This is a genomic window from Roseovarius sp., assembly GCF_030373445.1.
Classification (GTDB): Bacteria; Pseudomonadota; Alphaproteobacteria; order Rhodobacterales; family Rhodobacteraceae; genus Roseovarius.
In genome coordinates, this window is record NZ_JAUCYU010000008.1 from 1 (window position 1) to 21,310 (window position 21,310).

The window sequence follows — 21,310 nt, forward strand, 5'->3', positions numbered from 1 at the left end:
GCCTCCCGTAGGAGTCTGGGCCGTGTCTCAGTCCCAGTGTGGCTGATCATCCTCTAAAACCAGCTATAGATCGTAGGCTTGGTAGGCCATTACCCCACCAACTACCTAATCTAACGCGGGCCAATCCTTCACCGAAATTCTTTCCCCCGAAGGGCGTATACGGTATTAAACCCAGTTTCCCGGGACTATTCCGTAGTGAAGGGCATGTTCCCACGCGTTACTCACCCGTCCGCCACTAGATCCGAAGATCTCGTTCGACTTGCATGTGTTAAGCCTGCCGCCAGCGTTCGTTCTGAGCCAGAATCAAACTCTCAAGTTGAAAGGCTGTTGCCAGCCTATCCTTAACGTTCGACCCTTGCACATCGTGTCTCACCCGGCAGGGTGAGACCCGTCTCTGTCTGTTGTGCATGGTCCTTGCGGACGATGCCGAACAAACAGTGAAGCTGACTATCCATCATCGGGCCGAAGCCCTAGGTAGTTGATATGCAAGAGTGTTCCGTCGTCTAGGACCAAACCGCCCGCATATCTCTTCAGATACCATCGATTTCAAAGAGCGTGAGAGACAAAATCGACTGGATGCGCCCTAACTTCCTTGGCGCGCCCCGCCTCATCGATCTCTCGTTTTGTTGTCCGCCTCGTTGCCGTGTGGCCCGTCTGGCGTTCCGTTGTGCGCCTCAGCGCCGCCGGTGAGGGGGTATTTACGGATTGCGGCTCACACTCGCAAGCCCTTTTTTCCGGAAACGTCATGTTTTTTTCAAAAAACTCGATTTTCTAATAAAAACAAAGGGTTCTGTTCCTGAAATTTCGCGCACGCCCGCATTGGCGCAAGATTTTTTCGACCTCTCAGCGCACAAATGCCGGGGATTTCGGGTTATCCACAGGGAATCCCGCGCGAATTGGCCGGACTCGCCCCCGGATTCCCCCGGAATCGGCGCCGAGTCAGCCAGGCGACTCGTGAATCGCGCCCGATTCACTCCCAAATGAATCGCGCATTCGTCCGCGAGTCGCCTTTTTTCTGGAAAGAATCTCTGAATCGGCCTCGAATCCGGGCATCGCGAGGAGTTCGGAGAGCGATTCCGCAGGAATCGCTTTGCGGCTCGGTCAGGCCCGGCTCTGCGCACCGCCCGCTGCCCGTGCCCGGCGCGGCTTTGCGATCCCGGGAAGACGAAGGGCAAGAAGGACCAGGATGATCCCCAGCATCACCAGCGGCTTCACCTGCCATCCCTTCACCAGCATCACGTAATGAACAGCGCCCAGCACGGCCGCCGGATAGGCCAGCCTGTGCAGCTGCCGCCATTTCGGCCCCAGCCGCCGAACCGACACATTGTTCGACGTCACCGCCAGCGGAAGCAGCAAAACGAAGGCCGCCATGCCGACAGTTATATAGGGGCGCTTCACGATATCGGCCCAGACCCGGTCGAGTGCCTGAACATCGAGCACCGCCCAGGTGAGCAGATGAGCCGTCACGAAGAAAAAGCACGCCAGCCCGATCGCGCGTCGGAACTTCAGCAGGTTCACCTTGGCGAACCGGCGCAGCGGCGTCACCGCCAGTCCGGCAATGAGCAGGTAAAGCGCCGCCTCGCCATAGGCATGCTCGATCGCCTCCACCGGGTTCGGGCCCAGCGCGCCGGTCGCGCCCTGGAAGAATACCCAGCCGGCATAAGCCACGCTGCCCACGTAAACCGTCCAGGCCGGCAGGCGGCGCACGGCCGAATTGAAGCGATCGACAAATGCCATCAGTGGTACTTCACCAGGTCCATGCCTTCGTAAAGGCCGGCCACCTCTTCCTCGTAGCCGTTGAACATCCGGGTCGGGGTTTTCTTGGCGAAAAGCCCCTGCCCGATCAGCTGTTCATATTCCTGGCTCCAGCGGGGGTGATCCACCTGCGGGTTCACGTTGCTATAGAAGCCGTATTCGTTCGCACTGTACTTGTTCCAGGCTGTCGGCGGCTGCGTGTCGGTCAGGGTGATCCGCACGATCGACTTGATCGACTTGTAGCCATACTTCCACGGCACGACCAAACGCAGCGGCGCGCCGTTCTGGTTCGGAATGTCCCGGCCATAGATTCCGGTCGCGATCATCGTCAGCGGATGCATCGCCTCGTCCAGCCGCAGCCCCTCGACATAGGGCCACTCGATCACCGGCCGGCTGACCCCCGGCATCTCGTCGGGGCGCAGCGCGGTCTCGAACGCCACGAACTTCGCCGAAGACTGCACCCCCGCCATCTCCAGCAGGTCGGCCAGCTCGAACCCGTTCCACGGCACGACCATCGCCCAGCGTTCGACACAGCGGAAGCGATAGATCCGCTCCTCGACTGTCATCTTCTTCATGATGTCCTCGAAGGCATAGTCGCCGGGGCGGTCGACCATCCCGTCAATCTTCACGCTCCACGGCTCGGTGGTCAGCATGTGGGCATGTTTCGCCGGATCGCCCTTGCCGGTGCCGAATTCGTAGAAGTTGTTGTAGCTGGTGATGTCGTCCCACTCGTTGGGCTCCAGCGTCTCGGCCCGCGCCGAGGCGCCAATGCCGGTCAGCGCCAGCCCGGCGGCCGCCGCCCCGATCACCTGCCGCCGGTTCAGGAACAGGTGCTCCGGTGTCACGTCATTGTCGGTCAGGGTGTTCTTCCAGCGAAAGGCCATGCGTCAGGTCTCCGGTATTGCGCTACATCTGCGCCACAGATGTAGAGGGCCACGGCCTGCCCGGCAAAACAAGCCGACTCACAAACACGTTGCCCTACCGTAACATTCGGCAGCCCTCGCGCGCGCACGCGCGCGCGTAGTACTAAGGCCCGCCTACTCCGCTGCCTTTGCAGGATCATAGCTCGGCAGGATCCGGTTGAACGGAACGCTCGTCCCGTCCGCCTGCACGATCCGCACATGCCGTCGCCGCATCTGCCGCGGTTCGGCCACGCCGACCGAGTGGGCGATGGTCTCGACCTCCTTGATTACCGCCTGCGCATAATGCGCCACCTTGTCGATCTTGGTCTCCACCACCAGCCCCTTCTGATACCTCGGGTTGTGCGTGGTGATACCGGTGGGGCAGGTGTTGCGGTTGCACTTCAGCGCCTGGATACAGCCGAGCGAGAACATGAACCCCCGCGCCGAGGTCACGAAATCCGCCCCGGCACAGATCGCCCAGGCCACGTCGCCCGGGTTCACCAGCTTGCCGCTGGCAATGATGCGGATCCGGTCCTTCAGCCCGTGCCGGTCGCGCATGTCCACCACCCGCGGCAGCGCCTCGCGCACCGGCATGCCGACAAGGTCGATCAGCGGCATCGGCGCGGCCCCCGTACCGCCTTCTCCCCCGTCGATGGCGATGAAGTCGGGCGCGTGCTCGGCCCCGCGCGCGTCGATTGCCTCGAACAGCGGCTCCATCCCGTCGACCGAGCCCACCGCCGTCTTGATCCCCACGGGCTTGCCGGTCACCTCGCGGATATGTCCGATCATGTCGAGCAACTCGTCATAGGTGCCGGCCTCCGGGTGCCGGTTGGGCGAAATGCTGTCCTGCCCCACCGGAATGCCACGGATCATCGAAATCTCCGGCGTCACCTTCGCCCCCGGAAGGATGCCGCCCTTGCCGGGCTTCGCCCCCTGGCTCAGCTTCAACTCGAACATCCGCACCGTCTCGTGCGCGGCGATCTCCTTCAGCTTCTCGTCGCTCAGCCCGCCCGTCTCGGTCCGCACCCCGTACTTGGCCGTGCCGATCTGGAAGACCAGGTCGCACCCGCCCTCGAGGTGATAGGGCGAAAGCCCCCCCTCCCCGGTATTCATCCAGATCCCCGCCGCTTTCGCCCCCTTGCTCAGCGCCCTGACGGCAGGCTTGGAAATCGCCCCGTAACTCATCCCCGAGATGTTGAAAATCGACGGCGCCGCGAAGGGCTTCCGCGCATGCGGCCCGATCTCCAGCGGCTCGGTCCTGGCATACATGTCATTCAGCGGCGGAAAGGCCGAGTTCGCGAAGATCGGCGTGCCCGGCACGCTGATATTCCGGGTCGACCCGAAGGCCACCGTGTTCCCCACGCCCTTCGACGCCCGCCCGACCCAGTCGCGCTGCGCCCGGTTGAACGGCAGCTCCTCCCGGTCCATCGCGAAGAAATACTGCCGGAAGAACTCTCCCAGTTCCGAGAACAGGTGCCGGAACCGCCCGATCACCGGGTAATTCCGCCGGATCGCATCGCCCCGCTGAGACCGGTCGATCACGAACAGGATCACCCCCGCCAATGCCAGCAGACCCAGCACCGCGATGAAGGCGATCGCCAGGATCTCGACGGCCCTCAGCGCAAATCCCATGTCCAGTTCCATCGTCACCCTCCTTGCCCGCACCGGCCCGAACGGCCGCCGCCCCTACAGACTTCTGCGCGACGCCCAAGACTTCAAGCCTCGAAATGTGCCCCGGATCACCCGTGTCGCACCACTTTGTGCTCACACCGTGCTGACCTTTCCTGACAAATCTTTGACTTGATCACGCGACCCCCCCGGGCTTAGCCGGCAGGCCGCGAAAGTCCAGTCGTCCCGGCACGATTTCCCGGTGAACCGCTTCGCCCCTCCCCCCGTAATCCTCGTCGAATGCTCACTGGGCATTCTCACACTCAAACACGCAAACAAAGGAGAAGACTCACATGCTTCGCAGAACCTACCTCGCCCTCACCGCCGCCACCCTTCTGTCGGCCACAGCCGCGCCGGCACTCGCGGACAATCATTCGATGGACATCGTCGACACGGCGGTCAACGCCGAAGGCTTCGAAACCCTCGTCGCCGCGGTCGAGGCCGCAGGCCTGGTCGAAACGCTGAAGGGTGAAGGCCCCTTCACCGTCTTCGCCCCCACCGACGAGGCGTTTGCCGCCCTGCCCGAGGGCACCGTCGAAGACCTGCTCCTGCCCGAGAACAAGGATCAGCTGACCGCGATCCTCACCTACCACGTGGTGCCCGGCAAGGTGATGTCCGGCGACCTGACCGACGGCATGACCGCGGCCACCGTCGAGGGCAGCGATGTCACCATCATGACCGAGGGTGGCGTCATGGTGAATGACGCCTCTGTCGTGCAGCCCGATATCGAGGCGTCGAACGGCGTCATCCACGTCATCGACAAGGTGATCATGCCCGACATGTAAGCCTGTCTTCGTGACGGCTTCCCAGACGGGGCGGCATTGCCGCCCCGTCCTCGTTCCACGATTCGCGCGCCCATGGCCCCAAGCTTCGGTGTCCCCCCGTTTTATCCCGGAATCGGCAACGCCATGGCCAATTCGCAATCATTGTCGCCCGAACCGGCCGCAAATCGCCGCCTCCCGACATATTATCACCACATCTCGCCTTGTTTCTGACATACTCGGACCACAGAAAAAACGTGGTTCCGGTCGTCAGGCCGGGCCCTGCGTGGGGGCGCAGGTATTAGGTTTGTGAGTGCTGCCATGAAGTCATCTCCCGTATTATCTCCGTCGTCCGGTGACATCTCCAATTCGGGCGCCGGCGCGAATCCATACGTGAAACAGCCCAGCCGCGCCTTCTGGCGCTCGGCCGTCTCCGACCTGTCCCCCATCGAGATGGATGGCATCTACGAGCCCCGCTTCCCGATCTCGCGCGAGACACGCATCTCCGCCGCCGGAAGCTGCTTCGCCCAGCACATCGCGCGACAGTTCAAGGCACGCAACTACCGCTTCACCGATGTCGAGCCCGCCCCGCCCTTCCTCGACGCCGAAACCGCCGAGGATTTCGGCTACGGCCAGTACTCCGCCCGCTACGGCAACGTCTACTCGATCCGCCAGCTGCTCCAGCTCTTCGCCCGCGCCGAAGGCGCGATGGACCCGGACGATCACGTCTGGCTGAAAGACGGCCGCGCCTATGACCCGTTCCGCCCCACCATCCAGCCCGACGGCTTCGCCTCGCTGGCCGAGATGGAGGCCGACCGCGAATACCACCTCGACCAGGTCCAGACCCTTCTGGGCCAAACCGACCTGTTCGTCTTCACTTTTGGCCTGACCGAGGCCTGGGTGAACAAGCGCGACGGCGCGGTGCTGCCCTCCTGCCCCGGCACCCATGCCGGCACGTTCGACCCGGAGACCTACGCCTTCCGCAACTTCCGCTTCAACGAGGTGCTGCAGGATGCCGAGGCCTTCATAGCCCTCGCCCGCCAGCACAACCCGGACATGCGCTTCCTCTTCACCGTTTCGCCCGTGCCCCTGACGGCCACCGCCACCGATCAGCACGTGCTGGCCGCCACGACCTATTCCAAGTCGGTCCTCCGCGCGGTCTGCGGCGAACTGGCCATGGCGCATAACTTTGTCGATTATTTCCCCTCCTACGAACTGGTCGCATCGCACCCCATGCGCGGCATCTATTACCGCCCCAACATGCGCAACGTCGCAGCCCAGGGCGTGGCCCGGGTGATGGACATCTTCTTCGCCGCCCACGGCGACACCGGCACCCCCGAGCCGCAGCAAAGCGAGACACCTGCCGTGCCCACCTCCGACCCGGCCTGCGACGAGGAAATCCTGGAGTTCTTCGAGACATGACCCTGAACATCTGCGGCAACTCCCACACCCGTGCCCTTCGCGCCGGAATGCAGATCCTCGAAGACAGCGTCGCCGAAGAGGTCGTGGTCTTCCCCCTCGGCACCGCCGACAACGAGGCCGAGCCTTTCAGCACCATCGAGAACGGCCGCGTCGTCCTGACCAACGACCGCTTCCGCACCAAGCTGCAGAAGAATTTCGGCTTCTCCAGCTTCGGCCCGGCCGACCGCTGGGGCATCTGTCTCGGCACCCACAACTACCGCCTGATGCGCTCCGAGGCATGGCTCCGCGCCGCCCCGGCGTGGCTCGGCATCCCCGGCATGCAGCCGGTGCCCGAAGCCGCCTTCGCCCAGATGGTCGCCGCCGATCAGCGCCACATCCGCGCGTTCTTCGACCAGCTTCTGCAAACCGGCGTCCGCCCCTTCGTCATCTCGGCGCCGTGGCCCGTGCGCAGCCACCCGATCATGACCGAAACGGGCGTCCGCCCCGAGATCATCAAGGCGATCGACGTCAAGGCCCGTGCCCTCTTCGCCGCATGGCTGGCCGAGCGGCGCATCGACCTGATCCTGCCCCCGAAAGAAGCCGCCGACGAACAGGGCTTCCTCCGCCCCCGCTTTGCCAAGGGCGGCGACGACCACTACCACGGCAACCCGCGCTATGGCCGTCTGATGTTGAAGAAGGTGCTGGAAAGCCAGCGCGTGGCCGTCGCCGCCTAGGCCATCGACAGCCAGATGGCGTAACCGAACAGGACCACGTTAAGGTAGGACGTCCCCGCCATGCCGAAGGCGCGATAGAGCGGATGGATGCGATACCCGATCCAGAACGCGAACCGCATCACCACGAAGATGATCGCCGCCGCCGCGACGACGCTCACCTTTTCACCGGTCGCACAGGCCGCCACCGCCAGCGAGGCGACCACGAAAAGCACGTATTGCTGAAGGGTATTCTCGGCGACGCGGCCGTTGATCTTGATCGCATCGGTTTCCTTTCCCAGGGTCGGGTCGATCGCGTCGCTGGTAAAGCGCGCGTTTCCCACGAACAGAAGCACCAGGAACAACGGCAATGCCGCAATCGCGATCCATCCCGCAGCATAGGCAAGCCGTTCGCCCGGCAACGCCTCGGGCGGCAGCCCCGTCAGCAAGAGCGACAGCGCGACAAGGGCCCCCAGCATCGTGAGAACGCCGCTCGCCGCTCCGACTGCAACAACCTTCTGATCTCCCGTCATCGGCCTATCCGTCTTGCGTGGAGCCCGCGGGCCAACCGGCGGTTGATTCGGCCAGCCAGGCCGGCCCGAGTGTGGCCGTCCGCGCGCCCGGCATCTACCGTTTTTCCCCTTCAGCCCGTGAAGAGTCCGTGACGCTAAACCAGTTCTCGGCTCGACCGCCGGCGAAACTCCAGCTCTCCGCCCAACGCCCGGCGCAGCGCGACGGGCCTCACCCCGATGGCGCATTCCGTCACCCGGTTGATCAGCCCCGCCGATTTCAGCCGCTTGCCCACGCCATGCCCGACCTTGCCGATGATGTAATGATGCAGGTTCGGACACACCGGAAAGCGCGACCAGTGCGGCCGCTCCACCTTGCCACCGCCATGCAGCACGAAATAGGTGCAACCCGGCTCCAGCGTGTCCGACAATGGCGGTCGGGTGAACCGCCCGATCCGCTCGCGATAGGTCGCCCACCGCACCTCTTCCGGTACCACAGCCGGGTCCGCCGAATACTGCGCCGAGATCGCAAGGCAGCTCTTCGCCCGCAGTGCCCCTGCAAAGATCACCGCACCATAGCCGCCCATCGAATTGCCGAAGGTCACCGTCTCGGTGATCCCGTGATCCTCCCGGTACCGGACGACCACGTCGAGGATCTCCTCGAAGATCCCCGGGTCGTTATACCAGCTCCGCAAGGTGTCCGACACGAACAGCACGTGGTTGCGCCCGTCCTGCCGGCTGCTCTTCACGAATTCCTCGGTCTGGTGTCGCGCCTCGGGCTTGCCGACCCCGGTGAACGACACCACCAGCCGCGGCTCTCGCCCCGCCAGGCTCGTGGCCTTCACCCGGTCGGACTGGTGGAACACCGCAAGCGGTGCGGTCGCCAAGCCGGTCATCTACTCGACCACCGACCTGTCCTTCTGATCGGCCACCGGCGCCGCGCCGGCCTCGATCCCGTGCTTTTCCAGCAGCGACGCCAGGTAACTGCCCTCGGGCGGCACCCCGTCATGGCGGCGCGCGCAGAACCGCTTGATCGGCGCCCAGATATGGATGCAGCGCGTGTTGTCCGTCAGCTTACGCTTCACCGCCATGGGCCGCTTGGCAAAGGCCCGGCGATTGGCGAAATGCACCGGGTAGTAATAGTCGGTCGGCCGCGCGTGCTTGTCCTCGCCCGTCTCCTGCAGGAACGCGGTCACGCCCAGCGGCCCCCACACGCCCCACGGCATCTCCGACACGTGCATCGGGTCGCCCGCCTCGGCCCTTGCCTTGATCTCGTTCAGGAACCGCGGCGGAAGCCATTCCGGCACCGGGTACTCGTCCTTGGTAAACTCCAGCAGCCCGTTCAGCGCCGGCGAATCCTGCGGTAGCCGCAGGATGGCACCGTTGATCTGGCCCTTCTGCTTCTCCTCCGACCAGAACTCGTAGCCGTAGACATGGCTTTCCCCGCCCGGCAACGGCTTCACCGAATAGACATCGGTGTCGATATATATGATCTCCGGATCCTTCGCGATCATGTGAAAGCGGAACAGGTCCGAGAACAGCGCCACGCTGCCGGTGCGGGCATGGATGTGGAAATCGTCCGTGTCCAGAACCTCCCGCCCGTCGCGCACCTCGACGCCCTCGGGGACGCCGCCAACCTCGCCATATGTGTAAAGGATCGTCCGGTGCCCCTGATCGAAGAAAGACTTCAGGCACAGTTGCTCGAGCCACGTCAGCGACCCGCCAATCCACAACGCGCCCACCGGGGGAAGTTCTGCCATTCCATTGCCTCGGGTTATCTTTATTGGTTGCCCCAACTTCTACCCCACCCCCCGAATCGCATCAAGCGCGGCCTGACGCGTCGTCACGCCAAGTTTCCTCAAATCCACAGCACCGGCGCAGCCATTGCCGCATTGCGCCGCGCGCCCGCTCTGGTACTTCTAGGGATCATGGGCAACCGCCCCGCCAAGCAAGGAGCCGCCGCATGACAGATCGCCAGCCGAGAACCCTGCTCGGAACGGTCAAGGACGAAGGCCCCTACCTGCTGGAATGGATCTGTTACTACAAGCTAATCGGCTTCGACCGCATCGTCGTCGCCTCCAACGATTGCGAGGACGGCACCCGCCAGATGCTCGACTACCTCGACACCGTGGGCGAAATCACCCACCTCGAGAACAGCGGCCAGCGCGACGGCGAACATGCCGACCCCCAGAACCGCGCCTATGACAGGTTCTGGACCGACGAGACCATCAAGACGTCCGAATGGGTCCTGGTGGCCGATGCCGACGAATTCCTCAATATCCACGCGGGCGACGGCACCCTCGATGCCCTGATCGAGGCCGTCGAGGCCCGCGCCGGCAAGCGGGTCGACATCATCTCGGCCACCTGGCGCGTGTTCGGCAATGCCGGCATCGTGCCCTTCGAGGATGAACCGGTCATCGCACAGTTCACCCGCTCCGCCCCTCCGGGCACGAACAAGGTCCAGCGTTACACCGCCTTCAAGTCCATGTTCCGCCCCCACCCAGTGCGCAAGCTCGGCATCCACCGCCCCCGCCTCTCGCCCCGCTACCAGGAAGGGCGCGTATCGCTCACATGGGTCAACGGCTCGGGCGACGAAATGCCGGAGCGCTTCCTTCAACAGGGCTGGCGCTCCTTCGAGGACAGCTATGGCGACGCGCTGGTCACCATGAACCACTACATGATCAAGTCGTCAGAAGCCTTCCTGATGAAACGCTACCGCGGCACCGCCAACAGCAACGACGACGAGCGCATTAATTTCCGCTATTTCGAGACCTTCAATGCCAACGATGTCGAGGACACCACCATCACCCGCCACGTCCCGGCGCTGAAGTCCGCCATCGCGCGGCTCAAGGCCGACCACCCGCACCTTGCCCTGCTCCACGACCAGAGCCTTGCCTACCACCGGGCCAAGCTCGAAACCGCGCGGCAGGAACTTACCGCCAGCCGCCCGGATATCGCGGCAAGGCTTGGCCTTACCGCCTGAAGCTCCCACAAAGTCGGCGTTTTGCAAAAGACACGCCCAAGAATCGCCTTATAAATGCTTGTTGCCTGCTTTAGCGAGAGGTGGGACACTCCTGCCCGAGGCAGACGAAAGAACAGGTATCATGGCCTCCGATCGAAAAGAACGCTTCCTGATCGTCACCACGATGAAGAACGAAGCGCCCTTCATGCTGGAATGGATCGCGTATAACCGTGCCATCGGGTACGACGATTTCCTCATCTACACCAACGACTGCACCGACGGCACCGACGCCATCGCGAAGCGGCTCGAGGAAATGGGCCTCGCCGCCCATATCGACAACAACAACCGCCAGATCGGCCGCAAGGGGGCAGAGCTGTCGCCGCAACGCGCCGCCCTCCGGCTCGCGACCGACCACCCGCGCTACAAGGCCGCCGACTGGGTCATCTGCTCGGATGCCGACGAGTTCATGAATGTCCGCTCGGGCAGCACCCTGTCCGACCTCGTCGCCGCCTGCGGCCCGGCCGATGCCATCTCGGTCTGCTGGAAGCTCTTCGGCAACGGTCTGCACCGGCATTACGAAGACATCCCCCTCACCGAACAGTTCTTCTCCTGCGCGCCCGAAGACGGCTTCACCAATTTCCGCGGCGCCGGCATCAAGACGCTTTTCCGCAACAACGGCGCCTTTCACCGGATGGGCGTGCACCGGCCCAAGGTCAACGCCCCCCGCGCCCCCGACCCGGAAAAACCCTACGCCCACGTCACCTGGCGCGACGCGGGCGGCCAGCAGGTCGATGCCGACACGATCACCTGGCGCACATGGGCGGGCTTCTCCCACACCCACGCCCGGCTGCACCACTACGCCATCCGCTCCGCCGACAGCTTCCTCGTCAAGCGCGACCGCGGCCGCACCAATCACGTGCATGTCGACCAGGGCCGCGAATATTTCGACGCCATGAACACCAATCACACCCGCGACTATTCCGTCCTGCGCCACGTGCCGGGCATGTTGCGGGAACTGGTCAAGCTTCGCTCTGACCCGGTGCTCAACGAGCTGCACATGCAGGCCGTCGCGTGGCACCGGGAAAAGATCGCAGACATCAAGTCCCGCCCCGACTGGCGCGACTTCATCGAGATGGTCTATACCCATCCCGGCATCAAGCGCCCCGACCCCAGGGCGGCCAGCCAGCCCGAACCGGAACCGGAAGAAGAATTTGCCGACGACTGAGCGCATGAGCCCGATCAACGACATCCTGTCGAACTACCGCAATCGCCGGCACCTGCTGCAAACCATGCACCTGCCGGCGAAGCCCTATGGCGGGCCCGAATTCCTCTACATGAAGAACCACAAGGCGGCCTGCACCAACATCCTGACCCTGCTCATCACCCAGATGCACAACGCCATCGGCGGCGATGCCGCGCCCGAGATCAGCATGGACGGCGTCCATAACCTGCCCACCGACTACCTGCGCGCCGGCGCCCGCGGCCTGACATGGGAAACGGCACAAGACGCCCTCACCGGCCCGGGCTGGTTCCGCTTCACCATGGTCCGCGACCCGCTCTCCCGCACGGTCTCGGCATGGTCCGACAAGCTGCAACCCGGCTCGAACCCGCGCCACCTGCGCGACCTGAACACGTATCTCGGCCGCCCCGCGGATACAGAGATCAACCTGCCCGCCTTCCTCGACCTGCTGGCCCAGGATGATGGCGCCCGCGACCTCGACCGCCACTGGCGCCCGCAATACAAGGAAATCAGCTACGGTCTCGTCCCTTACGACCTGATCGGCCGGGTCGAGGCGATGGACGACGCCCGCCGCGCCATCATCCGCGCCCTCTTCGGCACGAAAGGCGAGGCGGTCGAGGCCATCGACACCCGCAAGCATCTCGGCCACCGCACCGCCAGCCAGCAGCACCGCGACAGCCTCACCGCCGCCGACCGCCGCAATGTCGACCGCGCCTTCGCCCGCGACTTCGAGATGTACGAGGAAGTCGCCGGGATGGAGGCCGCCTAGACCCCATGCGCAAGCTCTGGATCCATATCGGCACGCCCAAGACAGGCTCCACCGCGATCCAGCGCTACGCCCGCGCGCGCCAGCCCTACCTCGCCTCGAAATCCGTCGATTTCCTGATCCGCGGCCGGCGCGGCTCCTATAACGATCTCGGCGTTCACCTCCGCGGCGGCCAGCGGGCCGAGGCCGAAAAGACCGGCGCCGAGATCCGCCGCAAGATCGCCGAAAGCCCCGCCGAAACCCTCGTGCTCACTTCCGAGATGTTCACCGGAAGCGATCCCGCCTTCTTGCGCGAGGTGCTGGCGCTGGAAGAACCGTTCGAGACCCGCATCGTCGGCTATTTCCGCCGGCAGGACCGCTACCTCGAAAGCGCCTACAAGCAGAAGATGAAGACCGGCAAGGTCAAGCCGGGCTTCCAGAACTACGTCGACAAGTTCGGCATCAAGGGGGGCGAATACCGCCGTATCATCTCCGCCTGGGATGCCGCTTGGCCCGACGCCGAATTCATCTTCCGCCGCTTCGAGCCGGCCGCCTTCCCCAAGGGCGATGTCGTCTACGATTTCATGTCCCTGCTCGGGCTCGACATCGACGCCGACGACAAACCGCCCGCCGAAGAGGTGGCCAATCCCACCCCCTCGATCGACCTGCTCGACCTCATGCAGCTCGTGGCCGACATGCCCGGCCTCGACGCCCGCAAGGTATTCCGCTCCATGCCGGTGGGCGCCCTCCCCCGCTTCGAGGGGCGCGCGATGGACAACGCCACCGCCCTGGGACTGCTGCAACAGTTCGAAGACGACAACGAAGCCCTGCGCCAGCGGTTCTTCCCCGACGATCCCGCGCTCTTCCCGATGGATGACCTCTCCGGCCCCGACCCCGCCATCGCGTTGCCCGGCTTCTCCGACGACCAGCGCACCATGATCCGCGCCCTGCTTCAGGCCGTCACCGAGCAGACCACGCGCTCCCGCGCCTGACGCCCCTCAGAACCCGTGCCGCCAGCCAATCGCGAACGCGTTCGAGCCCGAATCCGTCGCGAACAGCCCGTAGGCATCCGACCGGTGATGCAGCCGCACGAAGATATCGTCGTTGCCATCCCCCACCGAAAACGCCGTCTCGAGGCTGAAATACACCAGCGTCCGCTGCGACTCGCCCCGCTTGACGACTTCCAGCAGAGGCGTCTCGCTGGCATGTGAAATGCCCAGCCCAAAGGCGAAACTGTCGATCACCGCGGGCCATGGCCGCGCCGGGCTGTACCGGATCGTCACCGGCAGAACCAGCTCCTGGAACGTGTCCTGCCCGAAATGGTGGTTCAGTTGAACCTCCGCGCCCAACGCCCAGCGCGGATCGTCGAGCGGCACTTCGTAGCCAAGGATCAGGCCGCCGAAATAGGCGTTCGTGAAATCCGTCTTCGTGGGATTGAAAACATCGTCGATGCCGTTGGTCGTCATCTGCCCGCCCTGAAGGCTCAGCGACAGCCGGCCCTCCCCGGCGCGATCCCCCTCCGCAGAGGCCACCGATGCCACGATCAAACCGAGTGCCGCCACGAAGGAACGACAGGAAACACATGGGATACGCACGTGGTGCTCCCGCAGCTGAAAACGACATTCCCCGGATGGCGCAGCCCCTGCATACACCCCGGCAAGCGCTTCGGGCAACTCCATTCGGCAGCCGCCCGACCCGATCGGTCGAACCCCGCGCAAATGTGCTCAGGGTTCCAGCACGCTCAGCCGCGCATCGCCGCGAATGGCCTCCCAGTCGCGCTCGTAAAGCCCGTTCAGATGCGCTCGCTCCGCCGCGCTCCACGGGTCGAACTTGCCGTTCTCGTCGTTGAGCGGGAACTGCTCCTGCACCGCCTTCGCCCGTTCCGACATGGCGCCGGCCCCCTCCAGCTCGGAAATCAGCACCAGCTCCTCCACTGCACGCCGCGACGCGGTCGGCCGGGGCTTGGCATCCTCCATGTCCTTCAGCCGCCGCACGTCCACCCCCTCGCCACAGAACCGGCCCAGCACCTCGTTCCGCAAGGCGCGGAAATCCTCGAACCGCCAGACATGAACGCGCGTCTCCGGAAACACCTCCGCGAAATCCCCCAGCACCGCCTGCCATGACGGCAGGCTCGCCAGCACGTTCCGCCGCATCTCCTCGGGCGTGATCATCTTGCCCGATGTCGTCGCCGTCGCCGCCCGTAGATACTCCACATAGGACGACGCGAAGAAATCGGCATAGTTCCTGACGGCAAAGAACGCATCCGTCACCGGAAGCGGGATGCGCTTGGCGAAACACTGGAAGAACGTCTTGCGATACTGGTAAAGCGCGCCCGATGTCACGCAATGCCCCGGCAGCCCCGGAAGGTTCTCGTCCGACAGGATCATCCGCTTCGGCCGAAGCGCCAACGGCTCGGCAAAGAACGCATCCGCGAACCCCTGCAACTCCTCTTCCGAGAACTTCGTCCGCCGGCTGATCTTCAACCGCCGGAACGCATCGAGCTGCGAGGGAAAGGTCACGTGCTTGCGCAGCTTCTGGTGCGGCACCACGTAAACGCTCTGCCCACCCAGCCACGCTTCGTTATCCTCCAAAAGCTTCTGGATGTACGTCGTCGCCGTCTTGTGAAACCCGCCATGCAGCACCGCCCGGCTCTCACCCTCGGCCGCTGCCTGTACGTCGAATCGCACCGGGCGCACAGGCGGCGGCATGTAGGTGCCCCCGCCCCCCCTCGGCGCGGTGCGCACCGTGTCCTTCTTCTTTTCCTTCCGCTCCGCCTTCTTCGTCTCGGCCCGGGTCGTGTTGGTCATCTCGGCGCACAGCTCGGCGATCTTGCCGTCCTGCAACATCTCCGCCATCCGCGCCTCGTGCCAGGCCCGCCCCGCCTGCTCCAGGTCCGCCAGCGCCGCATCCCCTCGCAACGCCTCCAGCACCGGCGCCGACCGCGCGATATCGGCCTCCATCGCCGTATCCTCGGCGGTGTTCACGTCCAGCTTTGCCCAGTCGTCCAGCAGCACCTTCCGGTGGTTCTTCTTCTCCGGCAGCCCGCGCCGAAGTATGAAGGCTTCGGGGCTGGCCACGGCGTAGTAATGCAACCGCGCAAACCGGTGCGAGAAACCGTCATGTGCCGCCCACTTCCCCTCGAAATACTTCCCCGGCATCGCCTGCCCACCGGCATCGATCCATGTCACCTTGCCCGGGCCATCGTCGAAATAGGGGCGGTGCGGCGCGAGGCGGCTGACCTTGCCGGGCCGGAACAGCGTCTTGATTCCCCGGCTGATCATCTGCCCCCGGTCATCCTCATCCGCGCAGAGCGTATAATTCTCCCGCACCGACCCCTCCGGCAGCCCCCGGCGCCACCCAGATCCGAACGGCTTGCGGCAGACCGAAACCGCATCCGCCGCCCCGACCGCCGCCAGGAAGCTCTTCAGGTCGCCGGCCCCGGTGCGAACCGAAAGGTACTCGTCCACATCCACCGCCAGCGCCCAGTCGGCCCCAAGCTTTTCCAGCACAGGCAGCACGTCCCGAAGACCATACCGCAACGGGTCGCGCCCCGGTTTCAGGTCAAGCGGCACGTGATGCACATATCCCAGCTCCGCCAGCCGCGCGGCCATCCGGTCGGTGCCATCCTCGGACCCGCTGGTAAACAGCACGGCCCCCGTGAACCCCAAGGCCCGGTAATGCGCGATCCATTCCAGCAGGTAAGGCGCCTCGTTCACCGGCGCCGCGACGATCCACGCCTGTTCGGCCATCACACGCCCCGGTTCCCGTCAAGCCGCCCCAGCTTGCGCAGGTTCTGACGAAACGCCACCGTCGCCCGCTCCGCCATCGCGGTGCGCCCGTCCTTCTCGAAGTAATTGGCCAGCGACCCGCGATACCACGGCAGCCGCCGCCGCTCGCGGTAAAGCTCGTAGAACCGCTGCTCCGTCAAATCCCCGAACAGCGCCTCTGTCATGATCGGCTTCAGCGCCTCGATCTTGCGCAGGAACACCGCCGACTTGTGGTTCGAGAACCAGCATTTCATCGGCACCACGGTGCCCCCGGCCCCCTCCGCCGCCATCAGACGGTCGGTATGGAACTGGTCCAGCTCGAAATACGGATCATAGAACACGTACGCGCGCCCCAGCTCGGCCACCGCCTCCGCCGCATCGCCCAATGGCAGCGACCAGTCCTGCCGCCGTCCCACCTGGTATCGTGTTTCCCACGGCACCAGCGCCTCGTTCAGCGTCGATTGCGGATTGAAAGCCAGCACATGCGCCCCCGGCGCCAGCCGTCCGAAGGTCAGCGCCCCGAAGGCCCCCATCGACGAGCCGGTGAAGATGCACCGCTCGTACCCCTCGAAGAACCCCTCGCCGGCCATCTTCTGCATCGTGCCGATCAGCCCGGCATCGCGGTACCAGTTCGGCAGATGCGCGTAGATACCCAGATGGCTCACCTGGTTGTCCCGCGCGAACTTGTAGGCCCATGGCAACCGCCCCGGCGAGCGGTCGTTGACGTTCGACAGGTTGTCGAAGGTCACCATCAGGATCGGCCGCCGCCGCTTGACGAACAGCATCGGATGGCGCGGGTCGGAATGCAGGAACCCGCTGGCCGATCCGCACGGCCCGATCTCGTCGAACCACATCGGCTTGTCGATCTGCTCGGCCTTGTCGACCTGCCCGGCCGTTTCGGCCACCGATACGTCCTCTTCCTCGCTCATCCGCCTTGGCCCGCCTATTCGCCCGCCGCGGCCTGCGGCTCGCCCGCATCCCAGCGCACCGAATAGTCGCCTTGCGAGATATTGCGGATTCGCTCGTCCGTCACCGCCTCCGGCCCCCGCTCGATGATGTAGAACAGGTACCACCGCCCCTGCATCCCGGCGCCGCGAAACCGCCGCCCGTCCTGCCCCGTGTCGGGCGCCGGGCGCGGCTTGGCATCGGTCACGTCATGCGGAACGGCGGCGCATTCATGCAGCACGCACCGCCGCGCATCCTTCCAGTAGCGCCACACCAGCTCCGGGCTGAACTGGTAGAACCCGTGCCCGGCCCAACCGGTGATCCCGTTGATCGACAGGAATATCCCGCCCGGCCGCAACATGTGAAACACGTTATCCAGCGCCTGCGGCGTGTTGTAGACATGCTCCAGCGTGCCGCCATCGATGATCACGTCGAACCGCCCGCGCAACTCGTCCGGCAACGGCTCGTTAAGATCATGCGTCAGGTCGCATTTCTCGTAAGGCGACGCATCCAGCGACATCGGCTCGGGAAACCCGATCTTCTTCAGGAAGGTTTCGCTGAACCCGTCCTCCTGCTCGTACTCGGGAATATCCGGGCTCAGCCCCGCCTGCCGCAGCTTTTGCCGCACGTAGCGCCGGAACTTGCCCTTGATGTGGAACTTCTGCCGGCCCAGCATCACGCAGTTTTCCTTGCCCTCGACCAGTCCGCGCGCGGCGATCAGCTGGCTGGCAAGCTGTGCGTCAATTCCCATGGCGACCTCTACCGCTCCGTCCGGTGGCGCCCCTCGGGGGCCCGTCAAAACCATTACGCAGCGCGACATGCCTCGCGTCAACAACCGCCGGCCCGTCACACCGGCCCCCGCACATGTGTTGACCGCCCCGCCCGTTCTTGCCGTGTCTTCGGGGCGCACTGCTCTCGCGGTTTGGATACGGCAGAGGCGCCTGACCGGTCAATACGCCTCGCACTCAACGGCTTACGTGGCGTTCGCGTCGTTGCCCTTTTGCCCGTGAAACCCGCCCCGGCAACGAAAAACCCCCGCCGTCTCCGGCGGGGGTTCCCGAGCTCAATGCACGACCGCGTCGTCAGGTCGTTCCCGGTTGGAACTCCCCACCCGGTCGCCGATGATCAGCCCGTCGGCCCCGGCACTCACCGGCACCGTGCCGCCGTCGAGGATATCCCCGGCCAGCAGCGCTTCGGCCAGCGGGTCCTGCAGCGCCTTCTGGATCACCCGCTTCAGCGGGCGCGCGCCATAGACCGGGTCGTACCCCTCGTCGGCCAGCCACTTCTTGGCATCCGCATCCAGCTCCAGCCGGATCTTCCGGCTTGCCAGACGCTTGGTCAGGCGACCCATCTGGATATCGACGATCCCGTCCATCTGGTCACGCGACAACCGGTCGAAGACAACGATCTCGTCCAGCCGGTTCAGGAACTCGGGCCGGAAATGCGACCGGACCGCATCCATCACGTCACGCTTGGCCGAAGCGGCGTCCGCGCCCTCGGGCAACTGGCTCAGCGCCTGCGACCCAAGGTTCGACGTCATGATGATCAGCGTCTGCTTGAAGTCGACCCGGTGACCCTGACCATCGGTCAGAACACCGTCGTCCAGCACCTGCAACAGCACGTTGAACACCTCCGGGTGCGCCTTCTCGACCTCGTCGAACAGCACCACCTGGTAGGGCCGGCGGCGGACGGCCTCGGTCAGAACGCCACCCTCCTCGTAACCCACGTAACCCGGCGGGGCCCCGATCAGACGGGCGACAGCGTGCTTCTCCATGAACTCGCTCATGTCGATCCGCACCATCGCGCTGTCATCGTCGAACAGGAACTCGGCGACGGCCTTGGTCAGCTCGGTTTTCCCGACACCCGTCGGCCCGAGAAACAGGAAACTGCCCAGCGGCCGGTTCTCGTCGTTGAGACCCGCCCTTGCCCGGCGCACCGCGTTGGCCACGGCCCGCACGGCGCTATCCTGGCCGATCACCCGCTTGTGCAGGTTGTCTTCCATGCCCAGCAGCTTCTCGCGCTCGCCTTCCAGCATCTTGGCAGTGGGAATACCCGTCCAGCGCTCGACCACCTGCGCGATCTGCTCCGGCCGCACGGCCTCTTCCACCATCATGCCGTCTTCCTCGGCCTGCTCGGCCTCGGTCAACTGCTTCTCAAGCTGCGGAATGACGCCATAGGACAGCTCCCCCGCCTTGGCGAGGTTGCCCTCGCGCTTGGCGTGGTCCAGCTCGATCCGCGCGCGGTCAAGCTGCTCCTTCAGGTCGCGCGCGCTGGCCAGCTTGTCCCGCTCGGCCTGCCACTGCGCGGTCATCTCGGCGGATTTCTCCTGCAACTCGGCCAGTTCCTTCTCGAGCTTCTCGAGCCGGTCCTTGCTGGCGGCATCATCCTCCTTGCGCAGCGCCTCGGCCTCGATCTGCTTCTGCAGGATATCGCGGTCGAGCGCGTCAAGCTCCTCGGGCTTGCTGTCCACCTCCATCCGCAAGCGGCTGGCGGCCTCATCCACAAGGTCGATCGCCTTGTCCGGCAGGAAACGGTCGGTGATATAGCGGTTCGAAAGCGTCGCTGCGGACACAAGGGCACTGTCCGAGATGCGCACGCCATGGTGCAGCTCGTATTTCTCCTTGATGCCCCGCAGGATACTGATCGTATCCTCCACCGTCGGCTCCGACACCACCAGCGGCTGGAACCGGCGGGCCAACGCCGCATCTTTCTCCACGTGCTTGCGATACTCGTCGAGCGTCGTCGCACCGATACAGTGCAACTCACCCCGTGCCAGCGCCGGCTTGATCAGGTTGGCAGCATCCATCGCGCCATCCGTCTTGCCCGCGCCCACCAGCGTGTGCATCTCGTCGATGAACAGGATGATCTCGCCCGCGGCATTGGTGATTTCGTTCAGAACCGCCTTCAGCCGCTCCTCGAACTCACCGCGATACTTCGCCCCGGCAATCAACGCGCCCATGTCGAGCGACAACAGCCGCTTGTTCTGAAGGCTCTCCGGCACGTCGCCATTGACGATCCGCAGGGCAAGCCCCTCGGCAATCGCCGTTTTGCCGACGCCCGGCTCACCGATCAGAACGGGGTTGTTCTTGGTCCGGCGGCTCAACACCTGCATCGCCCGGCGGATCTCGTCGTCGCGGCCGATGATCGGGTCGATCTTGCCATCCTCGGCGGCCTTGGTCAGGTCGCGCGCGTATTTCTCAAGCGCCTCATAGGTATCCTCGGCACTCGCGCTGTCGGCGGTGCGGCCCTTGCGGATGTCGTTCACGGCCTCGTTGAGGTTCTGCGCACTCACCCCGCCCTGGTCCAGCGCGTCCTTGGCCGGGCTCTTCACCACGGCCAGTGCCGTCAGCAGACGTTCGACGGGAACGAAGCTGTCACCGGCCTTCTTCGCCAGCTTCTCGGCCTCGTCCAGAACCTTGCCGGTCTGGCTGTCCATGTAGACCTGGCCGGCATCGCCCGTCACCTTGGGGATCTTGCCCAGCGACAGCTCAAGCGCCTGCACCACGCGTTGCGGCTGACCGCCCGCGCGCTTGATCAGGTTGCTCGCAAGCCCCTGGTCGTCATCCATCAATGCTTTCAGAACATGTTCGGGCGCCAGTTTCTGATGGCTCTCCCGCATCGCGATCGTTTGCGCCGCCTGAAGAAAGCCACGCGACCGCTCGGTGAACTTGGACAAGTCCATCCCATTTCTCCTTTTCACAAGCGTTACCCCTCTTGGCGCACCCAGCATTAGGCATGCGTCTTTGAGGAACCTCGAATTCCGAAATGGGGGGCGGACGCGCGGTATTCAAGCAGCAGGGCACCGGAAAAAGCGCAAAAATCCACCGAACTCAACCGCTTGTTCCGGCAATTTCGTGCCAATGCCGGCCCGCGCCGACGGAAAGGTGGAACTTTTCCGTAATACTTTACGTTTATACCACATGTATGCCGCTCCACGCGGCCGCA

18 protein-coding genes and 1 rRNA gene are annotated in these 21,310 nt (G+C 64.6%); 7 read left to right on the forward strand and 12 right to left on the reverse strand.

Annotation, left to right across the window (positions count from 1 at the left end):
- The 4 genes from QUV18_RS14705 to QUV18_RS14720 all read right to left on the reverse strand — a co-directional run.
- Positions 1–319, reverse strand: a 16S ribosomal RNA gene (locus QUV18_RS14705); the annotation flags it as partial.
- Between the two features lie 782 nt (positions 320–1,101).
- Entirely contained in the window at positions 1,102–1,737 is a 636-nt protein-coding gene (gene msrQ / locus QUV18_RS14710; RefSeq protein ID WP_300894764.1) for a protein-methionine-sulfoxide reductase heme-binding subunit MsrQ, read from the reverse strand.
- Entirely contained in the window at positions 1,737–2,639 is a 903-nt protein-coding gene (gene msrP, locus QUV18_RS14715) for a protein-methionine-sulfoxide reductase catalytic subunit MsrP (RefSeq protein ID WP_300894765.1), read from the reverse strand. Before msrP ends, msrQ begins: the two co-directional genes overlap by 1 nt.
- Before the next feature lie 153 nt (positions 2,640–2,792).
- Positions 2,793–4,289, reverse strand: coding sequence for an FMN-binding glutamate synthase family protein (locus QUV18_RS14720; RefSeq protein WP_300894998.1), 1,497 nt, complete (start codon positions 4,287–4,289; stop codon positions 2,793–2,795).
- A 329-nt stretch (positions 4,290–4,618) separates the two neighbouring features.
- Here QUV18_RS14720 and QUV18_RS14725 point away from each other — a divergent pair, with 329 nt between their 5' ends.
- The 3 genes from QUV18_RS14725 to QUV18_RS14735 all read left to right on the forward strand — a co-directional run bounded on the left by QUV18_RS14725 (position 4,619) and on the right by QUV18_RS14735 (position 7,221).
- Positions 4,619–5,110 (forward strand): fasciclin domain-containing protein, encoded by a 492-nt coding sequence (locus QUV18_RS14725; RefSeq protein ID WP_300894766.1) that lies wholly within the window; start codon positions 4,619–4,621, stop codon positions 5,108–5,110.
- Positions 5,111–5,479: 369 nt separating this feature from the next.
- A complete protein-coding gene (locus QUV18_RS14730) occupies positions 5,480–6,508 on the forward strand; it encodes a GSCFA domain-containing protein (protein ID WP_300894767.1) in 1,029 nt (342 codons plus the stop codon).
- Complete coding sequence (locus tag QUV18_RS14735; RefSeq protein ID WP_300894768.1) at positions 6,505–7,221, forward strand: hypothetical protein; 717 nt, start codon at positions 6,505–6,507, stop codon at positions 7,219–7,221. The genes QUV18_RS14730 and QUV18_RS14735 overlap by 4 nt, the downstream gene beginning before the upstream one ends.
- Here QUV18_RS14735 and QUV18_RS14740 read toward each other — a convergent pair.
- The 3 genes from QUV18_RS14740 to QUV18_RS14750 all read right to left on the reverse strand — a co-directional run bounded on the left by QUV18_RS14740 (position 7,218) and on the right by QUV18_RS14750 (position 9,466).
- Complete coding sequence (locus QUV18_RS14740) at positions 7,218–7,730, reverse strand: MAPEG family protein (RefSeq protein WP_300894769.1); 513 nt, start codon at positions 7,728–7,730, stop codon at positions 7,218–7,220. The genes QUV18_RS14735 and QUV18_RS14740 overlap by 4 nt on opposite strands.
- Before the next feature lie 134 nt (positions 7,731–7,864).
- A complete protein-coding gene (locus QUV18_RS14745) occupies positions 7,865–8,602 on the reverse strand; it encodes a hypothetical protein (RefSeq protein WP_300894770.1) in 738 nt (245 codons plus the stop codon).
- A complete protein-coding gene (locus QUV18_RS14750) occupies positions 8,603–9,466 on the reverse strand; it encodes a hypothetical protein (RefSeq protein ID WP_300894771.1) in 864 nt (287 codons plus the stop codon). It abuts the gene before it with no gap.
- 203 nt (positions 9,467–9,669) lie between these two features.
- Between QUV18_RS14750 and QUV18_RS14755 the strand changes: the two genes are divergently transcribed.
- The 4 genes from QUV18_RS14755 (at position 9,670) to QUV18_RS14770 (ending at position 13,645) form a co-directional block, all read left to right on the forward strand.
- A complete protein-coding gene (locus QUV18_RS14755; protein ID WP_300894772.1) occupies positions 9,670–10,689 on the forward strand; it encodes a glycosyltransferase family 2 protein in 1,020 nt (339 codons plus the stop codon).
- A 121-nt stretch (positions 10,690–10,810) separates the two neighbouring features.
- Positions 10,811–11,893 (forward strand): glycosyltransferase family 2 protein, encoded by a 1,083-nt coding sequence (locus QUV18_RS14760; RefSeq protein WP_300894773.1) that lies wholly within the window; start codon positions 10,811–10,813, stop codon positions 11,891–11,893.
- Between the two features lie 4 nt (positions 11,894–11,897).
- A complete protein-coding gene (locus tag QUV18_RS14765) occupies positions 11,898–12,677 on the forward strand; it encodes a sulfotransferase family 2 domain-containing protein (protein ID WP_300894774.1) in 780 nt (259 codons plus the stop codon).
- A gap of 5 nt (positions 12,678–12,682) precedes the next feature.
- Positions 12,683–13,645, forward strand: a complete 963-nt coding sequence (locus tag QUV18_RS14770; RefSeq protein ID WP_300894775.1) for a hypothetical protein — start codon at positions 12,683–12,685, stop codon at positions 13,643–13,645.
- Between the two features lie 6 nt (positions 13,646–13,651).
- Here the strand turns inward: QUV18_RS14770 and QUV18_RS14775 are convergent, their stop codons facing one another.
- The 5 genes from QUV18_RS14775 to clpB all read right to left on the reverse strand — a co-directional run bounded on the left by QUV18_RS14775 (position 13,652) and on the right by clpB (position 21,047).
- Entirely contained in the window at positions 13,652–14,200 is a 549-nt protein-coding gene (locus QUV18_RS14775) for a hypothetical protein (protein WP_300894776.1), read from the reverse strand.
- A 177-nt stretch (positions 14,201–14,377) separates the two neighbouring features.
- Positions 14,378–16,402, reverse strand: coding sequence for a glycosyltransferase family 2 protein (locus tag QUV18_RS14780; RefSeq protein ID WP_300894777.1), 2,025 nt, complete (start codon positions 16,400–16,402; stop codon positions 14,378–14,380).
- Positions 16,402–17,349 (reverse strand): hypothetical protein, encoded by a 948-nt coding sequence (locus QUV18_RS14785; RefSeq protein ID WP_300894778.1) that lies wholly within the window; start codon positions 17,347–17,349, stop codon positions 16,402–16,404. The genes QUV18_RS14780 and QUV18_RS14785 overlap by 1 nt, the downstream gene beginning before the upstream one ends.
- 14 nt (positions 17,350–17,363) lie before the next feature.
- Complete coding sequence (locus QUV18_RS14790) at positions 17,364–18,116, reverse strand: class I SAM-dependent methyltransferase (RefSeq protein WP_300894779.1); 753 nt, start codon at positions 18,114–18,116, stop codon at positions 17,364–17,366.
- A 312-nt stretch (positions 18,117–18,428) separates the two neighbouring features.
- On the reverse strand, positions 18,429–21,047 hold the full coding sequence (gene clpB, locus QUV18_RS14795; protein WP_300894780.1) for an ATP-dependent chaperone ClpB: 2,619 nt from the start codon (positions 21,045–21,047) through the stop codon (positions 18,429–18,431).
- Positions 21,048–21,310: the final 263 nt, after the last annotated feature.